The organism is Bacillus sp. (in: firmicutes), assembly GCA_012842745.1.
Taxonomy (GTDB): domain Bacteria; phylum Bacillota; class Bacilli; order Bacillales; family Bacillaceae_J; genus Schinkia.
Genome location: DUSF01000062.1, coordinates 1 through 24,802 on the forward strand (window position 1 = coordinate 1; position 24,802 = coordinate 24,802).

Consider the following 24,802-nt stretch of genomic DNA (forward strand, 5'->3'; position numbering starts at 1 on the left):
AATATAATGTTTGGTGACGACAGCGAAGAGGTCACACCCGTTCCCATGCCGAACACGGAAGTTAAGCTCTTCAGCGCCGATGGTAGTTGGGGGCTGTCCCCCTGTGAGAGTAGGACGTTGCCAAGCGAATTAAAAGGAGTAGCAGAAATGCTACTCCTTTTGCGTTGTTATCGGTATTTTATACTTTGGAACAGGATATAACTGGCAATCGGACAATAAATGATGGTTCGCGGACAATAAATAGTTGAGTCCGGACAATAAAAGGTGAATTCTGGACAATAAATCACTTTACTTGGACAATAAATAGAATAGTGATTGAATTCTCGGTAGTATTTTCAAAAACCGGCCGCTAATAAGGCGTAATAACAGACAATATTAGCCAAATTTCTTCTTTTCCTAATAGACAGACACAAATAAATAATTCTTTTCATAAAATAACATTACCTAAACGTTTGTAATGACTATTAAGTTTATTCGGAATAGTGTATAAACTTTTTCTTAATTGGTAATACTGAGGCTGTGGAGGTGGACACCGGATGGATTCTAATACGAATGGAAAATCAAATTCGGATCAAAAATTAAACATAAATAAAAATACTGTTGGGGAAACGTGTGTCATTTGTGAACAAAAAAAAGAAAATGGCATTCATATATATACGCAATTTATTTGCAATGAATGTGAGCAGGAAATAATATCAACTGAAACAAATAATGAAAAGTACAAATATTATTTAAATCAACTGAAAAAGGTAATCGAGCCAACACTATATGCAAAATAAGGAACAGAGCCAATTAAGTTTAGGATCTGTTTTTTAGTATGTTTTCATACCATAGGCAATGCGTGTAACGTAAAATCCACAGTATTTTAATGATACGAATGATGTACTATATGTATGGATAAAAAAACAAATCATTCAGGCAAGAACTTGTGTCTATAATGTCCATTATCATATTGTGTGGTTGGTGAAGTATAGACGAAAAGTTCTCTTTAAAGAAATTGAAAACGATATGAAAAACTCTTTGAAGAAATCGCATCGGTAATTAATTCAAAAATTAAACACTATTGTTTGGAAAGTCCCGGTGAGGATAAGTATCATCGGGACTTTTTGTAAAATGGTGGAATATTATGATTACGTTAGGTGATCGAATTAAATGTTATTGCAAAATCGAGTTCTTTCCAAGGCAAATAAGTTGTTCCCTTGGTCAAATGAATTGTTCCCTAAAACGAGTGAAAGTTGGAGGATTGCCCCATTAGTGCATACGATTTACCCCAAGTCTAAAATGTTTCAGATTGAAGTATCTGATGTAGCTGATTGTATAGCGTTGCCATTTCTTCTTTAGTACCTATTGAAATTCGCAATTTGTCTAAAAGTCGTGGGGTTTCAAAGTAGCGAACATATATATTTCGTTCCAGTAGTTTATTGTATAATTCTTTAGCGCCATTTCTCCCAAGTTTTGAAGGAGGGGAACACAAAATAAAATTGGTTTTGGATGGGATGACGGCAAATCCCAATTTGCGTAAGTTATTGGAAAAGGCTTCACGAATATGTTTAACAGCGGTGGTTGTACGTACCAAGTGTTCCTGATCCATTAACGCTGCTAAGGCTAGTTTTTGGCTAATTACATTAACATTGAAAAGATTTCTCCCTGTTTCCAGAGCAGTAATAAATTCCTTATTAGAAAAACAGTAGCCAACTCGTATCCCGCATAAAGAATATACTTTTGAAAATGTACGGATAACTATCAAGTTATTATACTTTTTTAATAAAGGAATAGCAGATGAACTAGGGTTTGCAAAATCTATATAGGCTTCGTCTACAATAACTAGTCCAGAGAACTTACTAACAAGCCGTTCTACTTCTGCAATATCCAATAATCGTCCAGTTGGGGCATTAGGATTCACAAGGATAATGGCATTGGCTTTAGATTCCAATAATAAGTCGATGTCTACTGAAAAATCATCACGGGTTGGTATTTTCATACATTCGACTTGATAGATTGACGCTACACTATAATAAAGCGAAAAGGTGGGGTCTGGAATAGCAATTGATCTATGTGGACCTATAAATAATTTAAAGATTAATGAAATAATCTCACTCGACCCATTTCCACAAAAGGTTTGTTCCTTTGTTACCCTATACTCTTTTGCTAATGCTTCTCGAAGCTCATCACAGTGCTGGTCAGGATAAAGTCTTAATGTATCTTCCTGAATTGTATGAAGGACACGAAGGACATTTTGGGATGGAGGAAAAGGATTTTCATTTAGATTTAATTTAATCATTTTTCTTTTCTCGGATGGTTGTATCCCTGCTTCATAAGGTTTCATTTCCCTAATATGTGGAAGTATATATGTCATTGTTTTCTTCTCCTCACTTCATATTTTTTTGAATTATCTGTTCTTTCATTTCAATGAATAAGATGATATTATGATCATAATTGGAAATTGGCACTCTTAAAATAGACAGTTTTAGAATTTTTGAAATGTCAGTTGAAAGTAACGGGGAGGGAAAATGAATGATTGAATTAACGCCTATAATTGATAAATCATCCGATGAGGCGGTCTATATTCAACTTTATCATTATATTCGTGGGGAGATTGTAGCTGGTCGTATAGTCAAGGGTAGTAAACTACCATCTATTCGAAGGCTGGCGGCTCATCTTGGAATTAGTAGAACTCCTGTAGAGCTAGCTTTTGAACAATTAATAGCAGAGGGATATATTAAAAGTAAGCCAAGATGCGGCTTTTTTGCAGTTGAGGTAGATTCATTTATTTCATCGCAAAAATCAACGCATCTAATGTCTAGTTCTTCTGATAAACTTTCCCTTCCACATTTTTATCACGCATACCAAGACAAATTAATCCAATATGACTTTGGATACGGGAACATTGATTTGGCACATTTTCCACTAACTAAGTGGCGAAGAATAATGAATAGATGTTTATTGCCAGAGAATAGTCAATTTTTGTTGTATGGAAATGTCCAAGGAGAGCGGGAGTTACGGGTAGAAATTGCCTCTTACCTTCATCAAATACGGGGAGTTCGATGTTTACCTGAACAAATCGTAATCGGTGCAGGCACCTATCATTCACTTGATCTGCTTTTTCAGCTGATTAAGAGGGATATTATAAATATGGGAGTAGAAAAATCGGTTAACATTGGAGTAAAAGCGTTGCTGGAACAGTTTCAATTTAATTGCATCCCTCTTGAGTTAGAAAGTGACGGTATTCGAATAGAAGATGTATACAATAGTAATGCACAGGGAATTTATGTAACCCCTTCACACCAATTTCCTTATGGTATGACATTGTCTGTAAATAAACGGATTAAATTGCTGAAATGGGCACAAGAACGACGGGCATACATTATTGAAAATGACTACGGCGGAGAATTTCGCTATAATGGTCGTCCCATTCCTTCGCTACAAAGTCTTGATGATTTTGGAAGAGTTATTTATATGGGAACCTTTTCAAAATCATTAACCCCATCATTTCGTATCAGTTATCTTGTTCTTCCCCCTGAGCTTCTGGAGAAGTTTTTACTTAGAAAGCATAGTTATGACCAACTTGCTTCCCCAATTTTTCAAAAAACTCTTCAATGGTTCATGGAATCTGGGGACTTTGAAAGGCATGTGAGAAAAATGAAAAGATTGTATCATAAAAAACATGATGCAATGCTACAGGCTGTGGCTAAAGTTTTTCAAGACGATGTCGAGGTAATTGGTGCAGGTGCAGGTCTTCATATCATGCTGAAGGTAGAAAACGAAATGAATGAAGCAGAACTCATTCATACAGCTAAACAATTGGGTGTAAAAGTTTATCCTACGTCCATTTATGAATTAGAGAACAGTCAGAATAGTAGCGCCAAGGTTTTGCTTGGTTTTGGAGGACTGTCTGAAGCGGAAATTTTTGAAGGAATTGAATTACTCAAACAGGCTTGGTTTAACTAGAGGAACAAGGTAGTAGGTACTTTCTCATAAGTGAAACTATTTTATTCATAATAAAATTTTCAAACTAAGAGAGGAAAAAAATAAGAAGTTCGTTGTTTATTATTTTCATAATAGGATTAGTTAGTGCTACTTATTTTGAAACTTGCAAATTATTGGCAATGAAGGAGCAGAATCCAAATAAAATCGACTATATTGTTGTTTGTTGAACATGGTGTAAATAAGAGAATGATTGTCATGGAAGATCAATCAACAAGCACACAAGAGAATTTCGAATTTACAAAACAATTAATGCTCATCAAACATCCGAAAGTAATCGTAGTCACTAGCGATTTCCATTTGTACTGTGCAAAATATTATGCTAATAAAGCAGGCTTTGAACCATATAGTGCAGGAGCATCAACTCCTCTCAGTATTGTTCCATTAACTCACTCAAGAGAAACTTTAGCTGTTGGATTTATGAGTGTAAGGGATTAGGTGCACGGAATTAAATTCTGGATTGTTAAATGATTTATTCGTGAATGAGAGGGGATTCATTTGTATACGTTGGTAATCTTGTCGCTTACTTATAAAGAAATGAGAAAATGTAAAAAAGAAGTAGTTCCAATCCAACAAGCGGTTGGTCATATTGCAGCAACTTCCATCATCCCCTACCCGCCTGGAATACCGCTTATTTTTGAAGGTGAAAAAATAACAGAAAACCATATCGAACAAATAGTATCGTTGAAAAAGGCAGGGGCTTATTTTCAAAATGATAAGGATCTTTTAAAAAATGGACTTGAAGTTTTTAAAATGCAATAATAGACTTGCTGAAGACAAGATCAATAAAAGGATAGAAGATGTAGGAGAATTTTCATGAAAAATGGATTATTTATCACCTTTGAAGGCCCAGAAGGAGCAGGAAAGTCGACGATTATCAAGCGCGTAAACGATGAATTAGCAAACAGAGGCTTGGATGTTATTTTAACACGTGAGCCAGGTGGGATTGAAATTGCGGAGAAAATCCGTTCTATTATATTAGACCGGAGTCATACAATGATGGATGGACGAACAGAAGCTTTGCTATATGCGGCAGCAAGATGCCAGCACTTAGTTGAAAAGGTCATTCCAGCCCTACAAAATGGACAAATTGTCTTATGCGATCGCTTTATTGACAGCAGTCTTGCTTACCAAGGCTATGCACGCGGACTTGGCATCGATGAAATCCTATCCATTAATCAATTTGCCGTTGATGGCTATATGCCGCATTTGACGTTGTATTTAGATGTTACGCCTGAAACAGGCTTGGACCGTATTAATAAAAGTAAAGACCGGGAAATCAATCGCTTAGACTTAGAAACGATGGAGTTTCACTATAAAGTGCATGAAGGCTATCAACAGCTTATCAGCCGTTTTCCAGAGCGAATAAAAGCAATTAATGCGGAAAGACAAGAGAACGAAGTCTATGAAGATGTGAAAGCGATTATTGATCAATATATATAAATGTGGTGATGATAAATGCAAACTTGGGAGCAGTTACAAACAATGCAGCCCAATGTAGTAAGGATGTTGACAAATAGCATCACAAAAGACCGAATAGCCCATGCCTATTTATTCGAAGGTGGTCGTGGGACAGGTAAAAAAGAGGTCAGTCTGCAGTTTGCCAAAAGCTATTTTTGCAAAAATAGAAATGGAGCAGAGCCATGCTATTCTTGTATTGAATGCAAGCGAATTGAATCGGGCAACCACCCTGATGTTTATTTAGTATCACCAGATGGTTTATCGCTAAAAAAGGAACAAATTAAAGATTTACAGAAAGAGTTTTCAAAAAAGAGTGTTGAAGCAAAAGGGAAAATCTATATTATTGAGCATGCTGATAAAATGACAAATCAAGCGGCAAATAGTTTATTAAAGTTTTTAGAAGAGCCAGAGGGAAGGACAATCGCGATTCTTCTCACCGAACAGGTGCAGCAAATACTTCCGACTATTTTATCTAGATGTCAGATTTTGAATTTTAGACCGTTAACATCGGAATTGCTTTTAGAGAAATTAGCAGAACAAGGTATTCCTAGTTATCTTGGGAAAATTGTTGCCTCTCTTACCAATAATATTAATGAGGCCCTTGCGATTATTTCGGACGATTGGTTTGCACAAGCCCGAAACATAGTGATACAATTAAATGAGGTTCTTTTAAAAAGGAGCCACCATGCTTTCCTTTTTTTACATGAACATTGGCTGTTGCATTTTAAAGAAAAAGAACAGCTGAATATAGGCTTAGATTTACTATTATTATGGTTTAAAGACCTTTTATATATCCAAATTGGCGAAGAAAATAGCCTTATTTATATAGATCAAAAGGAATTACTTGAAGCGCAATCGATCAGGTTTTCACAAAAGAAGATTGCAGATCATTTATCCGTTATATTAGAAGCAAAAAAGCGGCTAAATGCTAATGTCAATCCTTCATTATTGATGGAGCAGCTGATACTAAAGTTGCAGGAGGGATAACGCTTGTATGAAGTAGTAGGGGTTCGCTTTAAAAAGGCGGGTAAAATATATTATTTTGATCCAGGAGAATTTAAAATTTCCAAAGGGGATTATGTAATAGTAGAAACAGTTCGCGGCATTGAGTTTGGTAGAGCCGTTATTAGCTCCAAAAAAGTCGACGAAAATGATGTTGTTCTGCCGTTGAAGAAAGTGATTCGTCTTGCAAATGAAGAGGATCTTATAAATGTTGAGGAAAATAAAAGAGAAGCAAAAGAAGCGTATGAGGCCTGTACGAAAAAAATAGAAGAGCATGGTCTAGATATGAAGCTAGTAGACGTAGAATATACGTTTGATAGAAATAAAATCATATTCTATTTTACTGCGGATGGTCGCATTGATTTTCGAGAGCTAGTAAAAGATTTAGCAGCCATTTTTCGGACAAGAATTGAGTTGCGCCAGATTGGTGTACGCGATGAGGCGAAAATGCTTGGAGGAATTGGACCATGTGGTAGGATGCTCTGCTGTTCTACGTTCCTAGGTGATTTTGACCCAGTATCGATTAAAATGGCGAAAGACCAGAATCTATCGTTAAATCCAGCAAAAATATCTGGGCTTTGTGGTAGACTAATGTGCTGTTTAAAATATGAAAATGATGAATATGAAACAGCAAAAGCAGAGCTGCCTGATTTAGGAGAACCAATTCTAACGCCGCAAGGAAGTGGCAAGGTTGTCGGTCTTAATATACTAGAAGGTATTATCCAAGTTGAGCTTTTTGAGCCTGAACGTGTTGTAGAGTATACGATTGGTGAATTAGTTGAGCAAGGGACCGTGTCGTTTTAGCCCACAAAATTTAGAGGTGTATTCAAGTGGACAAAAAACAATTATTTGATCAAGCGATTAAAATTGAGGAACAAATTGGTCAATTATACAAAGAGTTAGGTGAATTCAAATCCCATTTAGCTGAGCTATTAGAGGAAAATCATCATCTAAAAATGGAAAATCATCACCTGAGACAGCGGCTTGAGAAAGAGAACGGGCCAAGACCAGGCAATTCGAAAAAAAAGACGAATAAGAAAGAAGAGTCAGTAGCAGATATTGGTGAAGGATATGACAACCTAGCCCGTATTTATCAAGAAGGGTTTCATATTTGCAATGTCCATTATGGAAGCCTGCGAAAAGATGGAGACTGTTTATTTTGCTTATCGTTTTTAAATAAAAAATAAATGCAGCCTTTCCTGTTATGGAGAGGCTTTTTTAATAAAAAAGGAAGGTTACATATGATTGAATTACATGGTGATGAGCGCTTAGATTATTTATTAGATGAACGGATGAAAATTATACAAAGCCCATCGGTTTTTAACTTTTCATTGGATGCTGTGTTATTGGCGAATTTCGTTTATGTTCCTATTCAAAAAGGAAATTTACTTGATTTATGTACAGGCAATGCTGTCATCCCCTTGTTGTTAAGCGAACGTACGAAGGGGAAAATTACTGGGGTTGAAATCCAAGAACGGATTTATGATATGGCGCTTAGAAGCATCAACTATAATAATTTGGAAGAGCGTCTGACAGTTATTCATGGTGATCTTAAAGATATGCCAACCGTTTTAGGGAACGCTCAGTTTGATGTAGTTACTTGTAATCCGCCGTATTTTCCAACACCGAGTGAAACGGAGTATAATGAAAATCCTCATTTAGCAATTGCCCGCCATGAAATTTTTTGCACTTTAGAAGATGTTGTTAGAGTTTCAAGCACACTTGTCCGTCACGGCGGCAAAGTAGCATTTGTTCATCGCCCTGAGAGGCTGCTTGATATTGTTACATTCATGAGACAATATAAAATAGAGCCAAAGCGAATAAGATTTGTTTATCCAAAGGTGGGAAAAGAAGCGAATACATTACTAATAGAGGGTACAAAGTATGGGAAAGCTGGCCTGAAAATTTTGCCCCCTCTTTATGTGTATAAAGAAAATAATGAATATACAGAGGAGCTGCTTGAGATTTTATATGGAAAACGGGGATAGACATTATGTTTATATTTTGGAATGCAGCGATGGGTCGTACTATACGGGCTATACGAATAATTTAGAAAAAAGAATTGAAAGACATCAGGCTGGCAAAGGGGCAAAATATACAAGAGGACGAACGCCTGTACAGCTTTTATACTCCAAGGAATATGAATTAAAAACGGATGCGATGCAGGAAGAATACCGCATTAAACAATTATCAAGGGAGCAGAAAGAACAGATTATTAAGGAAAGGGAGGGATATTTTTGAGAAAGCAGCAAAAAAGCTTTAATTCAGCTAATCAAGGAGCGCTCTATTTAGTTCCCACTCCGATTGGCAATTTAGAAGATATGACTTTTCGGGCCATTCGTGTTTTAAAGGAAGCGGATTTAATTGCCGCTGAAGATACAAGGCAGACGGTTAAGCTTCTTAATCATTTTGAAATTCCGACAGCGCTAACAAGCTATCATGAGCATAATAAGCGGGAAAGCGGGATAAAAATACTAGATGAAATAAGGAATGGGAAAACAGTGGCATTAGTTAGTGATGCTGGTATGCCCGCTATTTCCGACCCTGGCTATGATTTAGTAGTCGATGCCCTCGCGGAAAATATCGCTGTTATTGCCTTACCCGGTGCAAATGCAGCCCTTACTGCTCTAATTGCTTCCGGGTTGCCGACCAATCATTTTTATTATTATGGTTTTTTGCCTAGAGGAAAAAAGGAAAGAGTCGCGGAGCTTGAAAGATTACAGGAAATAAACGACCCGATTATTTTTTATGAAGCCCCACACCGCTTAAAAGAAACATTATCAGCTCTTGAAAAAGCTTGGGGACCAGATCGGAAAGCGTCCCTTTCAAGGGAGTTAACAAAAAAGTTTGAAGAATATATTAGAGGAACGATAAGTGAGCTTATACAGTGGGCAGATGAAGAAGCAATCCGCGGTGAATTTTGTATTGTTGTTGAAGGTGCAAATATCGATGATTTTGCCACTGAGAATAATTGGTGGGCGGACTTACATATAAAAGAACATGTAGAGCATTACATGGAAAAGGAAGGTTTGCGTTCGAAAGATGCGATAAAGAAAGTGGCAGATGAGCGGGGAATACCGAAGCGAGATGTGTACCAATCGTTTCATATTGAATAACAAAAAGAGGCTAGCAAACTAGCCTCTAAAACTTTAAATCGTACTATTTCGCCACTGCAAGATTATCTTGAAGTTCTTGTAATAATTGTTCTGCTCCTTCACGGCTTAGGACAATTTTACCTTCGGCAAGTGTGAAATTGTAATCAGAAACTTCCCCAGTAATAAAGCAAGTCATATTAGGTTTATATTTCTTTAAAACAATGCGGTCATCATCTACATAAATTTCAAGTGCATCTTTTTCTGCGATACCTAATGTACGGCGTAATTCAATTGGAATAACCACGCGACCTAATTCATCAACTTTACGAACAATACCTGTAGATTTCATTTAATCATTCTCCCCTTAAAATAAAAATTTTATTTTTATAATTCGTCATGTTTCGACAAATTTCATCTGTTTTCATCATACCAATATTTCCAAAAGTAGTCAATTTTTATTTTGTAAAAAAGTGTAGATTATATAAAAAAAAGTATTTAGGATTCTTGTAAACTATTGATATATAGACTTTCTTTATTCTTATTATAAAAATAGTTAATAGACTTAATTTTACAGTTAATTACTGTTTTCCAAAAAACTGTATGTTTATATTATGACATAAAGAGACGACAAAACTCAACATATATTTCAACAAAAATTTTCGCAATTTGGCCGAATCTTGACATGATTACTTTCAGTTCGGTATATTTTGGTGATAATATAAAAGTACGAATACAAAAGGTTTAAAGGGGACATTAAGTATGAGTGGAAAAAAATCATTTTATTTAACAACACCAATTTATTATCCAAGTGACAAATTACATATAGGGCATGCTTATACAACTGTGGCTGGAGATGCAATGGCACGCTATAAGCGTTTGCGCGGTTTTGATGTGATGTACTTGACAGGTACTGATGAGCATGGACAAAAAATTCAAAGAAAAGCAGAGGAAAAAGGCGTTAGTCCACAACAATTTGTCGATAATATTGTTTCAGGAATTCAGGATTTATGGGAAAAGCTTGATATATCTTATGATGATTTCATTAGAACAACGGAAGAACGCCATAAAAAAATTGTTGAAAAGATTTTTGCCAAGTTAGTGGAGCAAGGGGATATTTATTTAGATGTGTATGAAGGTTGGTATTGTACACCTTGTGAATCGTTTTTTACTGAGCGTCAAATCGAGGAGGGCAATTGTCCGGATTGTAGCCGCCCGGTTGAAAAGGTGAAAGAAGAATCTTACTTTTTTAAGATGAGCAAGTATGTCGACCGGCTGCTTCAATATTATGAAGAAAATCCAGAATTCATTCAACCAGAATCACGCAAAAATGAAATGATTAATAATTTTATAAAGCCTGGCTTAGAGGATTTAGCTGTATCAAGAACAACATTTGATTGGGGTATTAAAGTGCCTGGAAATCCAAAGCATGTGATTTATGTATGGATTGATGCGTTATCAAATTACATAACAGCTTTAGGATATGATACTGAAAATGATGAAAACTATCGAAAGTACTGGCCAGCTAATGTTCATTTAGTTGGTAAAGAAATTGTCCGTTTCCATACGATTTATTGGCCAATCATGTTAATGGCGTTAGATTTACCGCTACCAAAAAAGGTTTTTGCACATGGCTGGTTATTAATGAAGGATGGAAAAATGTCAAAATCAAAAGGAAATGTCATTGACCCGGTTACGTTAATTGACCGTTATGGCTTAGATGCGCTTCGCTATTATTTATTGCGTGAGGTGCCGTTTGGTTCAGACGGTGTATTTACACCAGAAGGTTTCGTTGATCGCATAAACTTTGACTTGGCCAATGATTTAGGAAACTTATTGAATCGTACGATTGCGATGATTGATAAATATTTTGACGGTGAAATCCCAGAGTACAAAGGGCAAGTAACGGCTTTTGATGAAGTAATAGAAAAAACAGCAAAAGAAACAGTCGAAAAAGTGGAAGAAGCGATGGAAAAAATGGAGTTTTCCGTCGCCTTAACAGCAATTTGGCAGCTTGTTAGTCGCACGAATAAATATATTGACGAAACACAGCCGTGGGCTTTAGCAAAAGAGGAAGAAAAGAAAGTTGATTTAGCTTCTGTTATGTACCATTTAGCGGAGTCTTTAAGGCAAATTTCAATCATGTTGCAACCGTTTTTAACAAGAGCGCCTAAGAAAATGTGGGAGCAATTAGGTATTAGCGGGGACAAATTAACATCTTGGGAAAGTTTACATCAATTTGGTTTAATCGAAAGTGGTACGAAAGTACAAAAGGGAGAGCCTATTTTTCCACGATTAGAGGCTGAAAAAGAAGTTGCAGCCATTAAACAAGATATGCAGCCGCCGGCACAGGCGCAACAAACAGAAGCGAATTCGGCAAAAGCATCAAAGGACGAAGACGCTGTTCCTGAAGTTGAAGAAATAACAATTGATGATTTTATGAAGGTTGAACTTCGTGTTGCAGAGGTAATCAAAGCGGAGAAAATTAAAAAGGCAGATAAGTTACTAAGGCTGCAATTAGATCTAGGCTTTGAGAAGCGCCAAGTTGTTTCTGGGATTGCTGAATACTATTCCCCTGAAGAACTTGCGGGTCAAAAAGTCATTTGTGTAACGAACTTAAAGCCGGTGAAATTACGCGGTGAGCTTTCCCAAGGAATGATTTTAGCAGGTAAAGATGATGGAAAGCTAAAGCTTGCTTCCATTGATGCGAGCATTCCGAATGGCACAAAAATAAAGTAACAAGGGAGTTATTATATGTTATTTGATACCCATGTTCATCTCAATGCAAGTCAATTTGCAGACGATGTCGAGGAGGTCATAAAGCGAGCGCAATCTGAAGGTGTTTCGGCGATGGTTTGTGTCGGCTTCGATAGACAAACGATTCAAGAAGCGATTAGAATTGCTGAAAAACATGATTTTATATATGCTTCGGTTGGCTGGCATCCCGTTGATGCAATTGATATGCAAGAAGATGATCTACTATGGCTGGAGGAACTTGCAAGCCACCCAAAGGTCGTTGCCCTAGGTGAAATGGGTTTAGATTATTATTGGGATAAATCACCGAAGGATATTCAAAAAGATGTTTTCCGAAAACAAATTCGCTTAGCTAAAAAAGTGAAGCTGCCAATCATTATTCATAACCGAGAAGCAACGCAGGATATTGTGGAAATTTTAAAAGAAGAGGATGCCGCTGAGGTGGGCGGTATTATGCATTGTTTTAGCGGCAGTTTAGAAATAGCGAAGGAATGTATCGCCATGAATTTTTATATTTCATTTGGTGGTCCTGTAACATTTAAAAATGCAAAAAAACCAAAAGAAGTTGCTGCTGAACTGCCGCTGGAGAAGTTATTAATTGAAACGGACTGTCCATACTTAACACCGCATCCATATCGCGGAAAAAGAAATGAGCCTGCATACGTAAAATTCGTAGCCGAACAAATTGCTGAGCTAAAAGGAATTTCCTATGAGGAAGTAGCTCGTCAAACAACTTTAAACGCCAAAAGAGTTTTCCAAATTTCATAAAATGTCGAAAGGGGCTGTCTATAAATGAACAGCCCCTTTTTCTATTGCAATTAGCGAATAATGCTGTCGATATTTTTGGGTGGATTTTCAAAACAAAAAGCCTTTATAATGTGAAACAATAGACAATCACACATGTCTAAAATATTGTCAAGAAAAAGTGAGGTGGTAAATTATAGTTGACAACTTACGAAAGGCTCTTATATAATCACTCCGTATGAAGGAGGCAAATAAATGCTGAAATCGAAAACGAAAAAAGTTGCCTTATTTAGCATTCTAGCATTAGTATTGGCCTTGATACTAAATAATGAGGTGACGAAACAATCTGTTATGGTCGTCTTAGATGGGAAAGAGGAGAAGGTGCGAACGCATGCCAAAACTGTTAAAGAACTGCTTAAAGAGCTTGATTTGGAGATTTTAGAGCAGGATAAAGTCAGCCCATCATTAGATTCACCAATAATAGCAAAAATGAACGTCTCGTGGGACCCCGCAAAACCTATTAGATTAATAGCTTGGGGGAAAGAACAAACGGTTTGGTCAGCAGCAAAAACTGTAGGGGATTTTATTAAAGAACAAAAAGTCGTATTAAATGAACATGATAGAATCAGTCCAAGTAGGGATACAGAGCTAGATCAAAACACAGAAATTATCGTAGATACTGCTTTTCTTGTAACGATTAAAGACGGAAGTGGGAAGAAGCAAGTTTGGACAACTTCGACTACGGTCGTTGACCTTTTAAGGCACCAAGAAATTAAACTGAATGAACTTGACCGCGTTGAGCCAAAAGCCGATACTCAAGTCACAGAAAATATGGTTGTAAATGTTATACGCGTAGAAAAGGTCACCGATGTGGTGGAAGTACCAGTTGATTTTGCAGTTGTAACTCGAAAAGATTCATCCCTACCAGCAGGTGTTGAGCAGATAGTCACCAAAGGTGAAAAGGGACTAGAAAAGCAAACCTTCGAAGTAATCTTAGAAAATGGAAAAGAAGCTTCTAGAAAACTTATTAGTACAGAAAAAGTAAAAGATAGCAAAGACAAAGTGGTTGCTTTAGGGACAAAGCAAATAAAAAAGCAAACCGCTCGTGGTTATGATGGCCCGGTCAAAAAGGAATTCTATGTTAAAGCTACAGCCTATACAGCATACTGCAATGGGTGTTCCGGTAAAACGGCTACAGGAGTAAATTTAAGGACGAACCCTGATGCAAAAGTGATTGCTGTAGATCCTGATGTCATTCCTCTAGGTACAAAGGTATGGGTCGAAGGATATGGTCATGCAATTGCTGCTGATACCGGAAGTGCGATTAAAGGTAATAAAATTGATCTTTTTATTCCTGACGAAAAAACCGTAGACAGTTACGGCAACAAAACGGTATTAATTAAAATTTTAGAGTAGACTTTTATTTTTTACACAGGGGACAACTTAGCTCCTCTGTGTTTTTTATTTTTTGCAATTTCGCTTATACTTGTTAATATATAGACGTTAAATGGTCGTTTAAGGTTTCAATTTTTGGAGGAAAAAATGAAAAAAATAAAAGAAATAATCGTTGTAGAGGGGAAAGATGACACTGTCCGTGTAAGAAGCGCTGTTTTAGCTGATACGATTGAAACAAATGGCTCTGAAATAAGTGAAGCAACGATTGAGCAAATTCGTCTTGCGCAAAAACAGCGAGGGGTCATTATTTTTACAGATCCCGATTATCCTGGTGAACGGATTCGCAAAATCATTTCCGAAAGGGTGCCTGGCTGTAAACATGCCTTTTTACCACGGCATGAGGCAATCGCAAAGAAAGGCAAAGGGCTTGGTGTTGAACATGCTTCTGTCCTTGCTATTCAAAATGCATTAAATGCTGTGAAGCAAGAAATGATTGAGGTGATAGAGGAAATAACCCAAGAGGACCTACTTGAGGCTGGTCTAATTGGAGAAGCCCGTTCGAAAGAAAGGCGGGAAAAGCTCGGGTCCATTTTAAAAATAGGCTATACAAATGGGAAACAGCTTCATAAACGCTTAAATATGTTTCAAATAAAAAAATCGACTTTTATAGAGGCGGTACTTCAAGTATTGCAGGAGGAGAAGGAATGACGAAGGATATTGCAACCCCGGTACGAACTAGAGCAATCTTGGAAAAACACGGATTTTGCTTTAAAAAAAGCTTAGGGCAAAACTTTTTAATTGATTTAAATATTTTAAATCGTATTGTTGACTTTGCTGAATTAACAGAGGAGAGTGGGGCGATTGAAATCGGCCCTGGCATTGGAGCGTTAACAGAACAGCTGGCAAAGCGTGCTAAAAAGGTTGTCGCTTTTGAAATCGATGGACGCTTACTGCCGATTTTAAAAGAAACACTTGAACCATACCCACATGTAAAGGTCATTCACGAAGATGTCTTAAAAGCAAATGTAAACAAAGTTATTACAGAAGAATTTACTGACGGACAGGATATAATGGTTGTTGCCAATCTCCCTTATTATGTAACAACACCAATCATTATGAAACTGCTGACCGAGCATTTGCCGATTCGGGGGATTGTTGTCATGCTCCAAAAGGAGGTTGCAGATCGGATTGCCGCCTCCCCAGGGTCTAAGGATTATGGTTCGCTATCAATCGCCATTCAATACTATACAGAGGCAAAAACTGTGATGACCGTGCCGAAGACAGTCTTTATTCCACAGCCCAATGTCGATTCGGCTGTCATTAGGTTAACAAAAAGAACAGCTCCTGCCATTCAGGTGAAGGACGAAGATTTTTTCTTCACGGTTGTCAGAGCAAGCTTTGCCCAAAGAAGAAAAACAATTTTCAATAATTTATCCAATCATTTCGCTAATAAAATAGACAAGCAGGCAATTGAAAAAGCGTTGCTTGCGGCAGAAATTGATCCAAAAAGACGCGGTGAGACTTTAAGCATGATGGAGTTTGGAAAGTTGAGTGATGTGCTTTATACTTTGTATTCAGAACAACGATAATCAGGCTATCGTGCTTTCGTAGTTTTTTATCACATTTTCCCCATTGATACATAGGCTATAAAAGGCTGCTAATGTAGCTCTCCATGTGAAGGAGGGGAACTATGAAAAGTAAAGTAGGTGATATCGTTACTCGTAAATCATATAAACACGATTTACTTTTCCGAGTAACGGAAATAAATGATTCCACAGCTATTTTATTTGGTGAGGATGTTAGGCTAATTGCCGACGCACCGATAGCTGATTTAATAAGTATTGATGATAAAGAATATGAAAGCAGACAAAAAAGAGAAAAAGAAAAAGTAGAAAAATCAAACAGATTATTTCGCCAAGATTATAACTTAATTCGGCAGCGAAATGAATACGATGCGTCGAGTGGCTATAGCCATCATGAATTGTTTTTTCAAATGCCTGGCCGCGTACTCCACTTAGATGGGGATGCTGTTTATTTACAAAAATGCCGGGCCTTATATGAGAGACTTGGTGTCCCAATGTATGGTGTCCACATGAATGAAAAAGAGATGCCGGAAAAGGTAAGTAGGCTGATTGAACAATTTAGACCTGATATTTTAGTTGTGACTGGTCACGATGCCTATATTAAATCAAAAGGCAAGCAAAGTGATTTAAAGGCTTATCGCCATTCCCGCTATTTTGCCCAAACAGTCTTTGAGGCTAGAAAAAAAGTTCCGCATTTAGATCAACTTGTTATTTTTGCAGGTGCATGTCAATCGCATTTTGAATCGTTAATCAAAGCTGGGGCTAATTTTGCAAGCTCACCAACGCGTGTTAATATTCATGCGCTTGACCCAGTGTATATTGTTGCCAAGATTAGCTATACCCCTATTAAAGACCATATAAATGTTTGGGATGTGCTGCGCAATACATTAACAGGTGAAAAAGGCTTAGGTGGCGTCGAAACAAGAGGGCTGCTTCGTGTTGGAATGCCCTATAGTGAACCGGAATTTGAATAATAAAGCTGTCTAAAAAAGTTAGCATTGATCACACGTCTAATCAATGCCTGACAGTAAAAGACAGCTTTTACTATTTGAAAATATTCTCGAAAAATACATAATTTTGACAATTGGTGGCATATTATAAATATGTTCACAAAAAATAAATAAAAATAATCAGTTATAACTAAAAAACCCATTGACAGTAAAAAGGTGTCACTGATATAATTTTAGTTTTATTTGACTGAAATGATATTTAGTGATAAACTATACATAGTGAGGTGGAACGAATGGGAAAAACTTTATTAGATATTAAACGGATTCTCGACAATAATCTTGGGAAGCGCCTAACATTAAAAGCGAATGGGGGGCGGCGCAAGACAATTGAAAGATCTGGGATCTTAGCTGAAACATATCCTTCGGTTTTTATTATTGAACTGGATCAACAAGAAAATTCATTCGAACGAGTATCATATAGTTATGCCGACGTTTTAACCGAAACGGTTGAATTAACCTTTTTAGATGATAATACAGGAAATATTGCAATCAGCGGACAGTAAACTTTGTTTACTGTCCTTTTCATTAAATGAATGGCTTAATGATAATTTCCTAATACTAAGACTGTCGCAGTTTTAGGAGGGGGACTCATTATGGGCAGACGAAGAGGTTTAATGTCCCAACAATTTAAAGATGAACTCGCAAAGGAACTTGGGTTTTACGATACTGTTCAAGCTGAAGGCTGGGGTGGTATTACAGCTAGACAAGCCGGAAGCATGGTCAAGCGCGCTGTAGAAATTGCACAGCAAAGTTTAGTAAATCAGCAAAAACAGTAAATTCGTGTTCTGAAACAACTAAAATACTGCGATAACCGGAGCTGCATAAAGCTCCGGTTTTTTTTAAGTAAAAAATGGTTATACTGTATGTTTATGATACAATATACGAAAAAGAAGAAGTTGTAGTTAGTGGGTGAATCGTAGGATGGGCAATCGAATTTTAGCAAAAGCACCAGCAAAAATTAATTTATCATTAGATGTTCTACACAAGAGGGACGATGGGTATCATGAAGTCAATATGATTATGACAACAATCGACTTGGCGGACTGGATTGAACTAGAGGAGTTACCAGAAGATAAAATAAGCATACTCTCACAAAATCGCTTCGTACCCGATGATGAACGGAATTTGGCTTATCAAGCGGCAATGCTATTAAAAGAGCGATTTACAGTGAAAAATGGTGTATCCATCTCCATCTCTAAAGTAATTCCTGTTGCCGCTGGGTTAGCAGGGGGAAGTAGCGATGCAGCTGCAACATTAAGAGGTTTAAACCAATTGTGGGGCTTAGGTCTAACATTAGATGAGCTTGCTGAACTAGGAGCGGAAATTGGTTCAGATGTTTCTTTTTGCGTGTATGGTGGTACGGCGATAGCGTCTGGGCGGGGTGAAAAAATTGAGCATATTGCCCCGCCGCCGCCATGCTGGGTCATTTTAGCCAAACCTACTATCGGCGTTTCGACAGCAGAAGTTTACCGGAATTTAAAGCTGGATCAAGTAGAGCATCCCGATCTTGATGCAATGGTAAAGGCTATTCAAAATCATGATTTCAAAGGAATTTGTAAAAATGTTGGCAATGTTTTAGAGAGTGTTACATTAAAACTTCATCCAGAGGTCAGCCATATTAAAGCGCAGATGCAGCGTTTTGGGGCAGATGCTGTCTTAATGAGCGGCAGCGGGCCAACCGTTTATGGACTAGTCCAATACCAATCACGCCTGCAACGAATTTACAATGGATTAAGGGGATTTTGTGATCAGGTGTATGCAGTTCGGATGTTAGGGCATAGAAATGAACGGTAAAACTTGCCGGCCCTTGATTAAATCCGTATAAAAATGATATAGTAACTATAAAATATTCGGGTTTTAGGGGGTGTACGGGAATGAAAATTAGGCGAAGCGGGAGATTAGTAGATATGACAAGCTATTTGTTAGATCATCCCCGCCACTTAGTATCACTTTCTTTTTTCGCGGATCGATATGGAGCAGCAAAATCATCCATTAGTGAAGATTTAGCCATTATTAAACAAACATTTGAAGAGCAAGGAATTGGTTCTTTACATACAGTACCCGGAGCAGCAGGCGGGGTCAAATATATACCACATGCTTCAGAAACGGAAGCCCACCAGTTTATCGGAATGCTGCAGGAGCAGATTGCGGAGTCAGATCGCTTGCTTCCGGGCGGATATTTATATTTAAATGATTTATTGGGAAATCCGCGAATTGTAAATAAAATTGGTCGGTTATTTGCTTCTGTTTTTGCGAATAGAAAAATTGACGTCGTCATGACGGTGGCAACGAAAGGAATCTCCATTGCCTATGCGGTCGCCTCCTATTTGGATGTTCCAGTTGTTATTGTACGCCGTGATAGTAAAGTGACGGAAGGCTCAACTGTAAGTATTAATTATGTCTCTGGCTCAACGAAGAGAATTCAAAATATGGTACTATCAAGAAGAAGCTTGGCAGAAGGCTCGCATGTTCTTATTGTTGATGACTTTATGAAAGCCGGGGGAACGATTAACGGCATGATTAGCATGCTTGAAGAATTCAATGCTACTGTCGCTGGAATTGGCGTGTTAGTAGAGGCTGAAGATACGGAAGAACGTTTAGTAGATGAATATATTTCATTAATACGTTTATCGAAAGTGAATGTAAAGGAAAAGCAGATTGAAGTGGAAGAAGGGAATTATTTTAAATTTGCTAAACCATTGAGTATAGAAATGTAATCGATCAAGGAGGAATAGGAAATGAAAGCAGTTCAAACAGAAAACGCACCAGCAGCGATTGGACCGTATTCACAAGGAATTATTGTCAATAATCTATTTTATAGCTCTGGGCAAATTCCACTAACACCAGCGGGAGTAGTGGTCACTGGCGATATTGAAGCACAAACACATCAAGTTTTTGCTAATTTAAAGGCTGTTTTAGCTGAAGCGGGGGCATCATTAGATACGGTTATTAAAACGACTGTTTTTATTAAAGATATGAATGATTTTGCTAGACTAAATGAAGTATATGCTGAATATTTCAAGAATCATAAGCCCGCAAGATCATGTGTAGAAGTAGCTAGACTTCCAAAGGATGCATTAGTAGAAATCGAGGTTGTAGCCTTAGTTAAATAATAGTTTGTTCACAAAATGTCCAACTTTTGCTATATAAGTTGGATTTTTTTTGTAAATTTTTTGTGAACAAGAAGGATTTGCCTGAAATTTGTTGAATTACTGGTAATATGTTTTTATTTAGGGAAAAGGTGGTGATACAGATGGAAGTAACTGACGTAAGATTACGCCGCGTGAACACCGAAGGACGCATGAGAGCCATCGCCTCCATTACGCTTGATCATGAATTTGTTGTTCATGATATTCGAGTCATTGATGGGAATAACGGTTTATTTGTGGCTATGCCAAGTAAACGCACTCCTGACGGGGAATTCCGTGATATAGCTCATCCAATTAATTCTTCCACGCGTGGAAAAATTCAAGATGCAGTTTTAGCAGAGTATCATCGTTTAGGAGAGCTTAATGAAGTGGAATATGAAGAGGCTGGAGCTTCGTAAAAATTAGAATTTAAAAACAAAGGCTGTCTCAATAGTATCTAGTGTAAGTACCCTATTTTTGCAATTGGTATGTGTTACTAGGTTCTTTTGAGGCAGCCTTTTTTAATATATTTTTATAGAAATGTTGAAATACATAGTTTTTTACGATATATTCGAAGGTGGTAAAAAGGTGACGAGTGGGGGTTTGCTATGAATCGTTATGCCGTTATTTTAGCAGCTGGTCAAGGAACAAGGATGAAATCAAAGCTTTATAAAGTGTTGCATCCTGTATGTGGAAAGCCGATGGTCGAGCATGTCATTGATCATGTTGCTAAGCTTAATATGAAAAAAATTGTGACAGTTATTGGCCATGGGGCGGAAAAGGTGAAGCAATATTTAGGAGAAAAATGCGAGTATGTTCTTCAAGAAGAGCAGCTTGGTACTGCACACGCGGTTAGACAAGCAGATTCCCTTCTCAGTGATAAAGAAGGAACAACCCTTGTCATTTGTGGTGATACACCTTTAATTACCCCTGACACAATGAAAGCTCTTTTCGAGCATCATACAAAAACAAATGCGAAAGCGACTATTTTAACTGCCTATTCCGACAATCCAACTGGATATGGACGAATTATTCGGGGTGAGAGTGGATTAGTAGAAAAGATTGTTGAGCATAAAGATGCGAATGAAAGCGAGCTAAAGGTAAAAGAGATTAATACTGGCACTTACTGTTTTGATAATTTATCCCTTTTTCAGGCTCTTAAAGAAGTAAAAAATGATAATGTGCAAGGGGAGTATTATTTACCTGATGTGATTGAAATTTTGAAAAATAAAGGTGAAACAATCTCAGCTTATCAAACAGATGATATGGAAGAAACTTTAGGTGTAAATGATAGAATTGCCCTTTCAGAGGCTGAGAATATTATGAAGCGGCGTCTCAATACATTCCATATGAAAAATGGGGTAACGATTATTGATCCTGCTAATACTTATATATCAGCAGAAGCGATAATTGGAAGTGATACGGTTATCTATCCAGGGACTGTCATAAAAGGGAAAACTATTATCGGTGCTGATTGCACCATCGGTCCAAATAGTGAAATTGATAACTGTAATATAGGTGAAAGAACTGTTGTGCGCCACTCTGCGGCTTATGATAGCGAAATCGGCAATGATGTAAACATCGGCCCATTTGCCCATATTAGACCGCAATCTACTTTACACGATGAGGTAAAGATTGGCAACTTTGTTGAGGTCAAGAAATCTATTTTAGGAATAGGAAGCAAGGTCTCCCATCTTAGCTATATTGGCGATGCCGAGGTTGGCAAGGATGTGAATATCGGCTGTGGTTCGATTACTGTTAACTATGATGGCGAGAAAAAGCATATAACGAAAATAGAGGACGGTGTATTTGTTGGCTGCAATACGAATTTAGTTGCACCAGTAACCGTCGGGAAAGATTCTTTTATTGCGGCAGGGTCAACAATTACAGAAGATGTCCCTGAGAGCAGTTTATCAATTGCTCGCGCAAGACAAGTTAATAAAATCGGATATATTGAAAATAAAAAAAATAATAAATAAAAATTTTTACGGAGGGTTTTTTCTAAAATGCCAAACCAATATCTTGACCCAAATTTAAAAGTGTTTACTCTAAACTCCAATCCTCGTTTAGCTTATGAAATTGTTGAACATATTGGAATTGAAATGGGAAAATGCTCTGTTTCTCGTTTTAGCGATGGAGAAGTACAAATCAACATTGATGAAAGTATTCGCGGTTGTGATGTGTATGTTGTGCAGCCGACAAGTGCACCTGTTAATGAGCATTTGATGGAAGTGTTAATTATGATTGATGCGCTTAAACGCGCTTCGGCAAAAACAATTAATGTTGTAATGCCGTATTATGGCTATGCTCGTCAGGACCGCAAGGCACGTGCCCGTGAGCCGATTACTTCCAAATTAGTTGCAAACTTACTTGAAACAGCTGGTGCATCACGTGTCATCCTTCTTGATCTACACGCACCGCAAATTCAAGGGTTCTTTGATATTCAAGTTGACCATTTACAGGCTGTGCCGATTTTAACTGAATATTTTCAAGCGAAGAACTTAGAGGATATTGTCGTAGTTTCACCTGACCATGGCGGTGTAACACGGGCAAGAAGGATGGCAGACCGTTTGAAGGCGCCAATTGCGATTATTGATAAACGCCGTCCACGTCCAAATGTCGCGGAAATTATGAACATCGTCGGTAACATTGAAGGCAAAACAGCCATTCTAATCGATGATATTATTGATACGGCTGGAACAATAACCCTTGCTGCCAATGCGCTTGTAGACCATGGTGCAAAAGAGGTATATGCATGCTGTTCACACCCAGTTCTATCTGGCCCGGCAATGGATCGCATTATGAATTCAAAAATTAAAGAGCTTGTCGTTACAAACACGATTGCAATTCCGGAGGAAAAGATGATTCCAAAGCTTGTTCAGCTTTCGGTTGCGCCATTAATAAGTGAGGCGATTATTCGTGTTCATGAAGAACAATCAGTAAGTACCTTGTTCGATTAATCACAACAATGCCGTCCATTTTTTAAAAAAATAATGTTTGCTTTTCAATCCTTTTGGAGAAATTGATAGATAGGGATAAAAAATACGATTGAAAAAGGTGATTATCTTTGTCTACAATTTCCGCAATGAAAAGAGAAGACTTTAAAAAATCAGCGCTTACGACGCTTCGTCGCGGTGGTAAAATACCTGCTGTTGTTTATGGGAAAAACAAGCCTACAAAACATATTTATTTTGACTCACTTGAATTTATGAAGACAATGAGGAAGTCTGGTAGGAACGGAATCATCCAACTTAAAGTTGAAAATGATAATCCTGAGTCTGTTATGCTTCACGATGTGCAAATAAATCCACTTAACGGTGAAGTGGTCCATGCCGACTTTTTCATTGTAAATATGGCTTCGGAAATTGACGTTGAAGTCATTGTTAATTTAATTGGCGACGCACAGGGAATAAAAGATGGTGGCACACTGCAACAGCCATTGTACAAGGTGTCTGTACGTTGTTTACCAGGTGATATTCCAGAAAAAATTGATATCGATATTACACAGTATAATATTGGTGATGTTATTACCGTCCGTGATATTAAGATTGATGGCAAATATGAAATTATTGATGATGGTGACACCGTTATTGCTTCAATTCTCGCACCAAAGGTTGAAGATGAAGTTGGCAGCGGCGAGGTTCAAGACGAGGGCGGAGCAAAAGACATTGATGAAAATTCGAATACTGAGGTAGAAAAATGATATAATAAGACGTAGCTAAAACATGGCTACGTCTTTTAGATTTTATTTAGCAGCTGTAAGGAGAGGTAATAAACTTGAAATATATCGTTGGTTTAGGTAATCCAGGCAAAAATTATGAAAAGACAAGACATAATGTCGGCTTTATGGTCATTGATGAGCTTTGTCGGCGTTGGAATTTACCGTTAAATAAAGAAAAGTTTAAAGGAATTTATGGAATGGGCACGATAAATGGCGAAAAGGTCATATTATTAAAGCCGCTAACATATATGAATTTATCAGGGGAAGCGATTAGACCTCTCTTAGACTATTATGATATTGATATCGAAGACCTTATAGTTATTTATGATGACCTTGATTTGCCGACTGGAAAAATTCGATTGCGTACAAAAGGGAGCGCTGGTGGACATAACGGTATCAAATCAGCTATTCAGCATCTAGGCACACAAAATTTTAACAGGCTAAGAATGGGCATTGATCGGCCTAAAAATGGGATGCAGGTTGTTGACTATGTTTTAGGCGTATTTAGCGAAGAAGAGCGCCCAGACATTACAGAGGCAATCACGAAAGCTGCAGATGCTTGTGAAAAATGGCTCTCAACGTCTTTTTTGGAAGTCATGAATGAATTTAATCAAAAATAATATGGAGCGTATACAATCCCCTTAAGGTGATCATAATAAATGGTAAAGGTCTCTTTGAGGAGGTTTACTATGCCTATTCATTATTACTGCAGGCATTGCAAAATCCAAATGGGTGAAGTGGATAAAGATAGTATTGAATCTCAAAAGTTAGGATTCCATGTGTTAAGCGAAGAAGAAAGAATGGATATGATAAGCTATGATACAAATGGGGACATTGTAGTTCAATCGATATGTGAGGATTGTCAAGAAGCACTGGAACGAAATCCAGATTTTCATTCTTTACATACCTTCATACAATAATAAAAAAA

At 37.4% G+C, this 24,802-nt stretch carries 31 protein-coding genes and 1 rRNA gene; 30 read left to right on the forward strand and 2 right to left on the reverse strand.

Annotated features, from left to right (window positions below):
* Positions 1 to 9 precede the first annotated feature (9 nt).
* The 3 genes from rrf (at position 10) to GX497_18000 (ending at position 1,041) form a co-directional block, all read left to right on the forward strand.
* Positions 10 to 126: ribosomal RNA gene (rrf, locus tag GX497_17990) — 5S ribosomal RNA — on the forward strand.
* A gap of 410 nt (positions 127 to 536) precedes the next feature.
* Positions 537 to 779: a carnitine--CoA ligase gene (locus tag GX497_17995; protein ID HHY75069.1), complete on the forward strand. Its 243-nt coding sequence runs from the start codon at positions 537 to 539 to the stop codon at positions 777 to 779.
* 118 nt (positions 780 to 897) lie between these two features.
* Entirely contained in the window at positions 898 to 1,041 is a 144-nt protein-coding gene (locus GX497_18000) for a hypothetical protein (GenBank protein HHY75070.1), read from the forward strand.
* A gap of 235 nt (positions 1,042 to 1,276) precedes the next feature.
* Here GX497_18000 and hisC read toward each other — a convergent pair whose 3' ends face one another.
* Positions 1,277 to 2,356 (reverse strand): histidinol-phosphate transaminase, encoded by a 1,080-nt coding sequence (gene hisC / locus GX497_18005; protein ID HHY75071.1) that lies wholly within the window; start codon positions 2,354 to 2,356, stop codon positions 1,277 to 1,279.
* Positions 2,357 to 2,514: 158 nt separating this feature from the next.
* On the opposite strand from hisC, the gene GX497_18010 reads away from it, so the two are divergent.
* The 10 genes from GX497_18010 (at position 2,515) to rsmI (ending at position 9,563) form a co-directional block, all read left to right on the forward strand.
* Positions 2,515 to 3,948 carry a PLP-dependent aminotransferase family protein gene (locus tag GX497_18010; protein ID HHY75072.1) on the forward strand — a complete coding sequence of 478 codons (1,434 nt, stop codon included), beginning with the start codon at positions 2,515 to 2,517 and terminating at the stop codon, positions 3,946 to 3,948.
* 225 nt (positions 3,949 to 4,173) lie between these two features.
* Positions 4,174 to 4,422: a YdcF family protein gene (locus GX497_18015; protein ID HHY75073.1), complete on the forward strand. Its 249-nt coding sequence runs from the start codon at positions 4,174 to 4,176 to the stop codon at positions 4,420 to 4,422.
* 99 nt (positions 4,423 to 4,521) lie between these two features.
* Entirely contained in the window at positions 4,522 to 4,746 is a 225-nt protein-coding gene (locus GX497_18020) for a hypothetical protein (GenBank protein ID HHY75074.1), read from the forward strand.
* Between the two features lie 54 nt (positions 4,747 to 4,800).
* Positions 4,801 to 5,427 (forward strand): dTMP kinase, encoded by a 627-nt coding sequence (locus GX497_18025; protein ID HHY75075.1) that lies wholly within the window; start codon positions 4,801 to 4,803, stop codon positions 5,425 to 5,427.
* A 15-nt stretch (positions 5,428 to 5,442) separates the two neighbouring features.
* On the forward strand, positions 5,443 to 6,432 hold the full coding sequence (holB, locus tag GX497_18030; GenBank protein ID HHY75076.1) for a DNA polymerase III subunit delta': 990 nt from the start codon (positions 5,443 to 5,445) through the stop codon (positions 6,430 to 6,432).
* A gap of 3 nt (positions 6,433 to 6,435) precedes the next feature.
* Complete coding sequence (locus GX497_18035) at positions 6,436 to 7,251, forward strand: stage 0 sporulation family protein (GenBank protein ID HHY75077.1); 816 nt, start codon at positions 6,436 to 6,438, stop codon at positions 7,249 to 7,251.
* Positions 7,252 to 7,277: 26 nt separating this feature from the next.
* Positions 7,278 to 7,634 carry a DNA replication initiation control protein YabA gene (yabA, locus tag GX497_18040; protein HHY75078.1) on the forward strand — a complete coding sequence of 119 codons (357 nt, stop codon included), beginning with the start codon at positions 7,278 to 7,280 and terminating at the stop codon, positions 7,632 to 7,634.
* A 57-nt stretch (positions 7,635 to 7,691) separates the two neighbouring features.
* Positions 7,692 to 8,435 carry a tRNA1(Val) (adenine(37)-N6)-methyltransferase gene (locus GX497_18045; protein HHY75079.1) on the forward strand — a complete coding sequence of 248 codons (744 nt, stop codon included), beginning with the start codon at positions 7,692 to 7,694 and terminating at the stop codon, positions 8,433 to 8,435.
* Entirely contained in the window at positions 8,386 to 8,688 is a 303-nt protein-coding gene (locus tag GX497_18050) for a GIY-YIG nuclease family protein (protein HHY75080.1), read from the forward strand. Before GX497_18045 ends, GX497_18050 begins: the two co-directional genes overlap by 50 nt.
* The gene (gene rsmI, locus GX497_18055) at positions 8,685 to 9,563 is read left to right on the forward strand and encodes a 16S rRNA (cytidine(1402)-2'-O)-methyltransferase (protein HHY75081.1); all 879 of its coding nucleotides are present in this window, start codon (positions 8,685 to 8,687) and stop codon (positions 9,561 to 9,563) included. The genes GX497_18050 and rsmI overlap by 4 nt, the downstream gene beginning before the upstream one ends.
* 43 nt (positions 9,564 to 9,606) lie before the next feature.
* On the opposite strand, the gene GX497_18060 is transcribed toward rsmI, so the two are convergent.
* Complete coding sequence (locus GX497_18060) at positions 9,607 to 9,891, reverse strand: AbrB/MazE/SpoVT family DNA-binding domain-containing protein (protein ID HHY75082.1); 285 nt, start codon at positions 9,889 to 9,891, stop codon at positions 9,607 to 9,609.
* A gap of 410 nt (positions 9,892 to 10,301) precedes the next feature.
* On the opposite strand from GX497_18060, the gene metG reads away from it, so the two are divergent.
* The 17 genes from metG (at position 10,302) to GX497_18145 (ending at position 24,794) form a co-directional block, all read left to right on the forward strand.
* Positions 10,302 to 12,278, forward strand: coding sequence for a methionine--tRNA ligase (metG, locus tag GX497_18065; GenBank protein HHY75083.1), 1,977 nt, complete (start codon positions 10,302 to 10,304; stop codon positions 12,276 to 12,278).
* A gap of 15 nt (positions 12,279 to 12,293) precedes the next feature.
* Positions 12,294 to 13,061, forward strand: coding sequence for a TatD family hydrolase (locus tag GX497_18070; protein ID HHY75084.1), 768 nt, complete (start codon positions 12,294 to 12,296; stop codon positions 13,059 to 13,061).
* Between the two features lie 231 nt (positions 13,062 to 13,292).
* Entirely contained in the window at positions 13,293 to 14,453 is a 1,161-nt protein-coding gene (locus tag GX497_18075) for a DUF348 domain-containing protein (GenBank protein HHY75085.1), read from the forward strand.
* Positions 14,454 to 14,579: 126 nt separating this feature from the next.
* A complete protein-coding gene (gene rnmV / locus GX497_18080; protein HHY75086.1) occupies positions 14,580 to 15,140 on the forward strand; it encodes a ribonuclease M5 in 561 nt (186 codons plus the stop codon).
* Positions 15,137 to 16,021 carry a 16S rRNA (adenine(1518)-N(6)/adenine(1519)-N(6))-dimethyltransferase RsmA gene (gene rsmA / locus GX497_18085; GenBank protein HHY75087.1) on the forward strand — a complete coding sequence of 295 codons (885 nt, stop codon included), beginning with the start codon at positions 15,137 to 15,139 and terminating at the stop codon, positions 16,019 to 16,021. The genes rnmV and rsmA overlap by 4 nt, the downstream gene beginning before the upstream one ends.
* 101 nt (positions 16,022 to 16,122) lie before the next feature.
* Positions 16,123 to 16,989 (forward strand): sporulation peptidase YabG, encoded by an 867-nt coding sequence (gene yabG, locus GX497_18090; GenBank protein HHY75088.1) that lies wholly within the window; start codon positions 16,123 to 16,125, stop codon positions 16,987 to 16,989.
* A gap of 269 nt (positions 16,990 to 17,258) precedes the next feature.
* Complete coding sequence (locus GX497_18095; protein ID HHY75089.1) at positions 17,259 to 17,528, forward strand: ABC transporter permease; 270 nt, start codon at positions 17,259 to 17,261, stop codon at positions 17,526 to 17,528.
* Positions 17,529 to 17,618: 90 nt separating this feature from the next.
* A complete protein-coding gene (locus GX497_18100; protein ID HHY75090.1) occupies positions 17,619 to 17,801 on the forward strand; it encodes a small, acid-soluble spore protein, alpha/beta type in 183 nt (60 codons plus the stop codon).
* A gap of 145 nt (positions 17,802 to 17,946) precedes the next feature.
* On the forward strand, positions 17,947 to 18,819 hold the full coding sequence (locus GX497_18105) for a 4-(cytidine 5'-diphospho)-2-C-methyl-D-erythritol kinase (protein HHY75091.1): 873 nt from the start codon (positions 17,947 to 17,949) through the stop codon (positions 18,817 to 18,819).
* Between the two features lie 80 nt (positions 18,820 to 18,899).
* A complete protein-coding gene (purR, locus tag GX497_18110; GenBank protein ID HHY75092.1) occupies positions 18,900 to 19,742 on the forward strand; it encodes a pur operon repressor in 843 nt (280 codons plus the stop codon).
* 21 nt (positions 19,743 to 19,763) lie between these two features.
* Positions 19,764 to 20,138 (forward strand): RidA family protein, encoded by a 375-nt coding sequence (locus GX497_18115; protein HHY75093.1) that lies wholly within the window; start codon positions 19,764 to 19,766, stop codon positions 20,136 to 20,138.
* Between the two features lie 140 nt (positions 20,139 to 20,278).
* Positions 20,279 to 20,572: a septation regulator SpoVG gene (gene spoVG, locus GX497_18120; protein ID HHY75094.1), complete on the forward strand. Its 294-nt coding sequence runs from the start codon at positions 20,279 to 20,281 to the stop codon at positions 20,570 to 20,572.
* Between the two features lie 189 nt (positions 20,573 to 20,761).
* Positions 20,762 to 22,132 carry a bifunctional UDP-N-acetylglucosamine diphosphorylase/glucosamine-1-phosphate N-acetyltransferase GlmU gene (glmU, locus tag GX497_18125; protein ID HHY75095.1) on the forward strand — a complete coding sequence of 457 codons (1,371 nt, stop codon included), beginning with the start codon at positions 20,762 to 20,764 and terminating at the stop codon, positions 22,130 to 22,132.
* A 27-nt stretch (positions 22,133 to 22,159) separates the two neighbouring features.
* Complete coding sequence (locus GX497_18130; GenBank protein HHY75096.1) at positions 22,160 to 23,113, forward strand: ribose-phosphate diphosphokinase; 954 nt, start codon at positions 22,160 to 22,162, stop codon at positions 23,111 to 23,113.
* A 125-nt stretch (positions 23,114 to 23,238) separates the two neighbouring features.
* Positions 23,239 to 23,856, forward strand: coding sequence for a 50S ribosomal protein L25/general stress protein Ctc (locus GX497_18135; protein ID HHY75097.1), 618 nt, complete (start codon positions 23,239 to 23,241; stop codon positions 23,854 to 23,856).
* A 74-nt stretch (positions 23,857 to 23,930) separates the two neighbouring features.
* On the forward strand, positions 23,931 to 24,494 hold the full coding sequence (locus GX497_18140) for an aminoacyl-tRNA hydrolase (GenBank protein HHY75098.1): 564 nt from the start codon (positions 23,931 to 23,933) through the stop codon (positions 24,492 to 24,494).
* 69 nt (positions 24,495 to 24,563) lie between these two features.
* Entirely contained in the window at positions 24,564 to 24,794 is a 231-nt protein-coding gene (locus GX497_18145; GenBank protein HHY75099.1) for an anti-sigma-F factor Fin family protein, read from the forward strand.
* Positions 24,795 to 24,802: the final 8 nt, after the last annotated feature.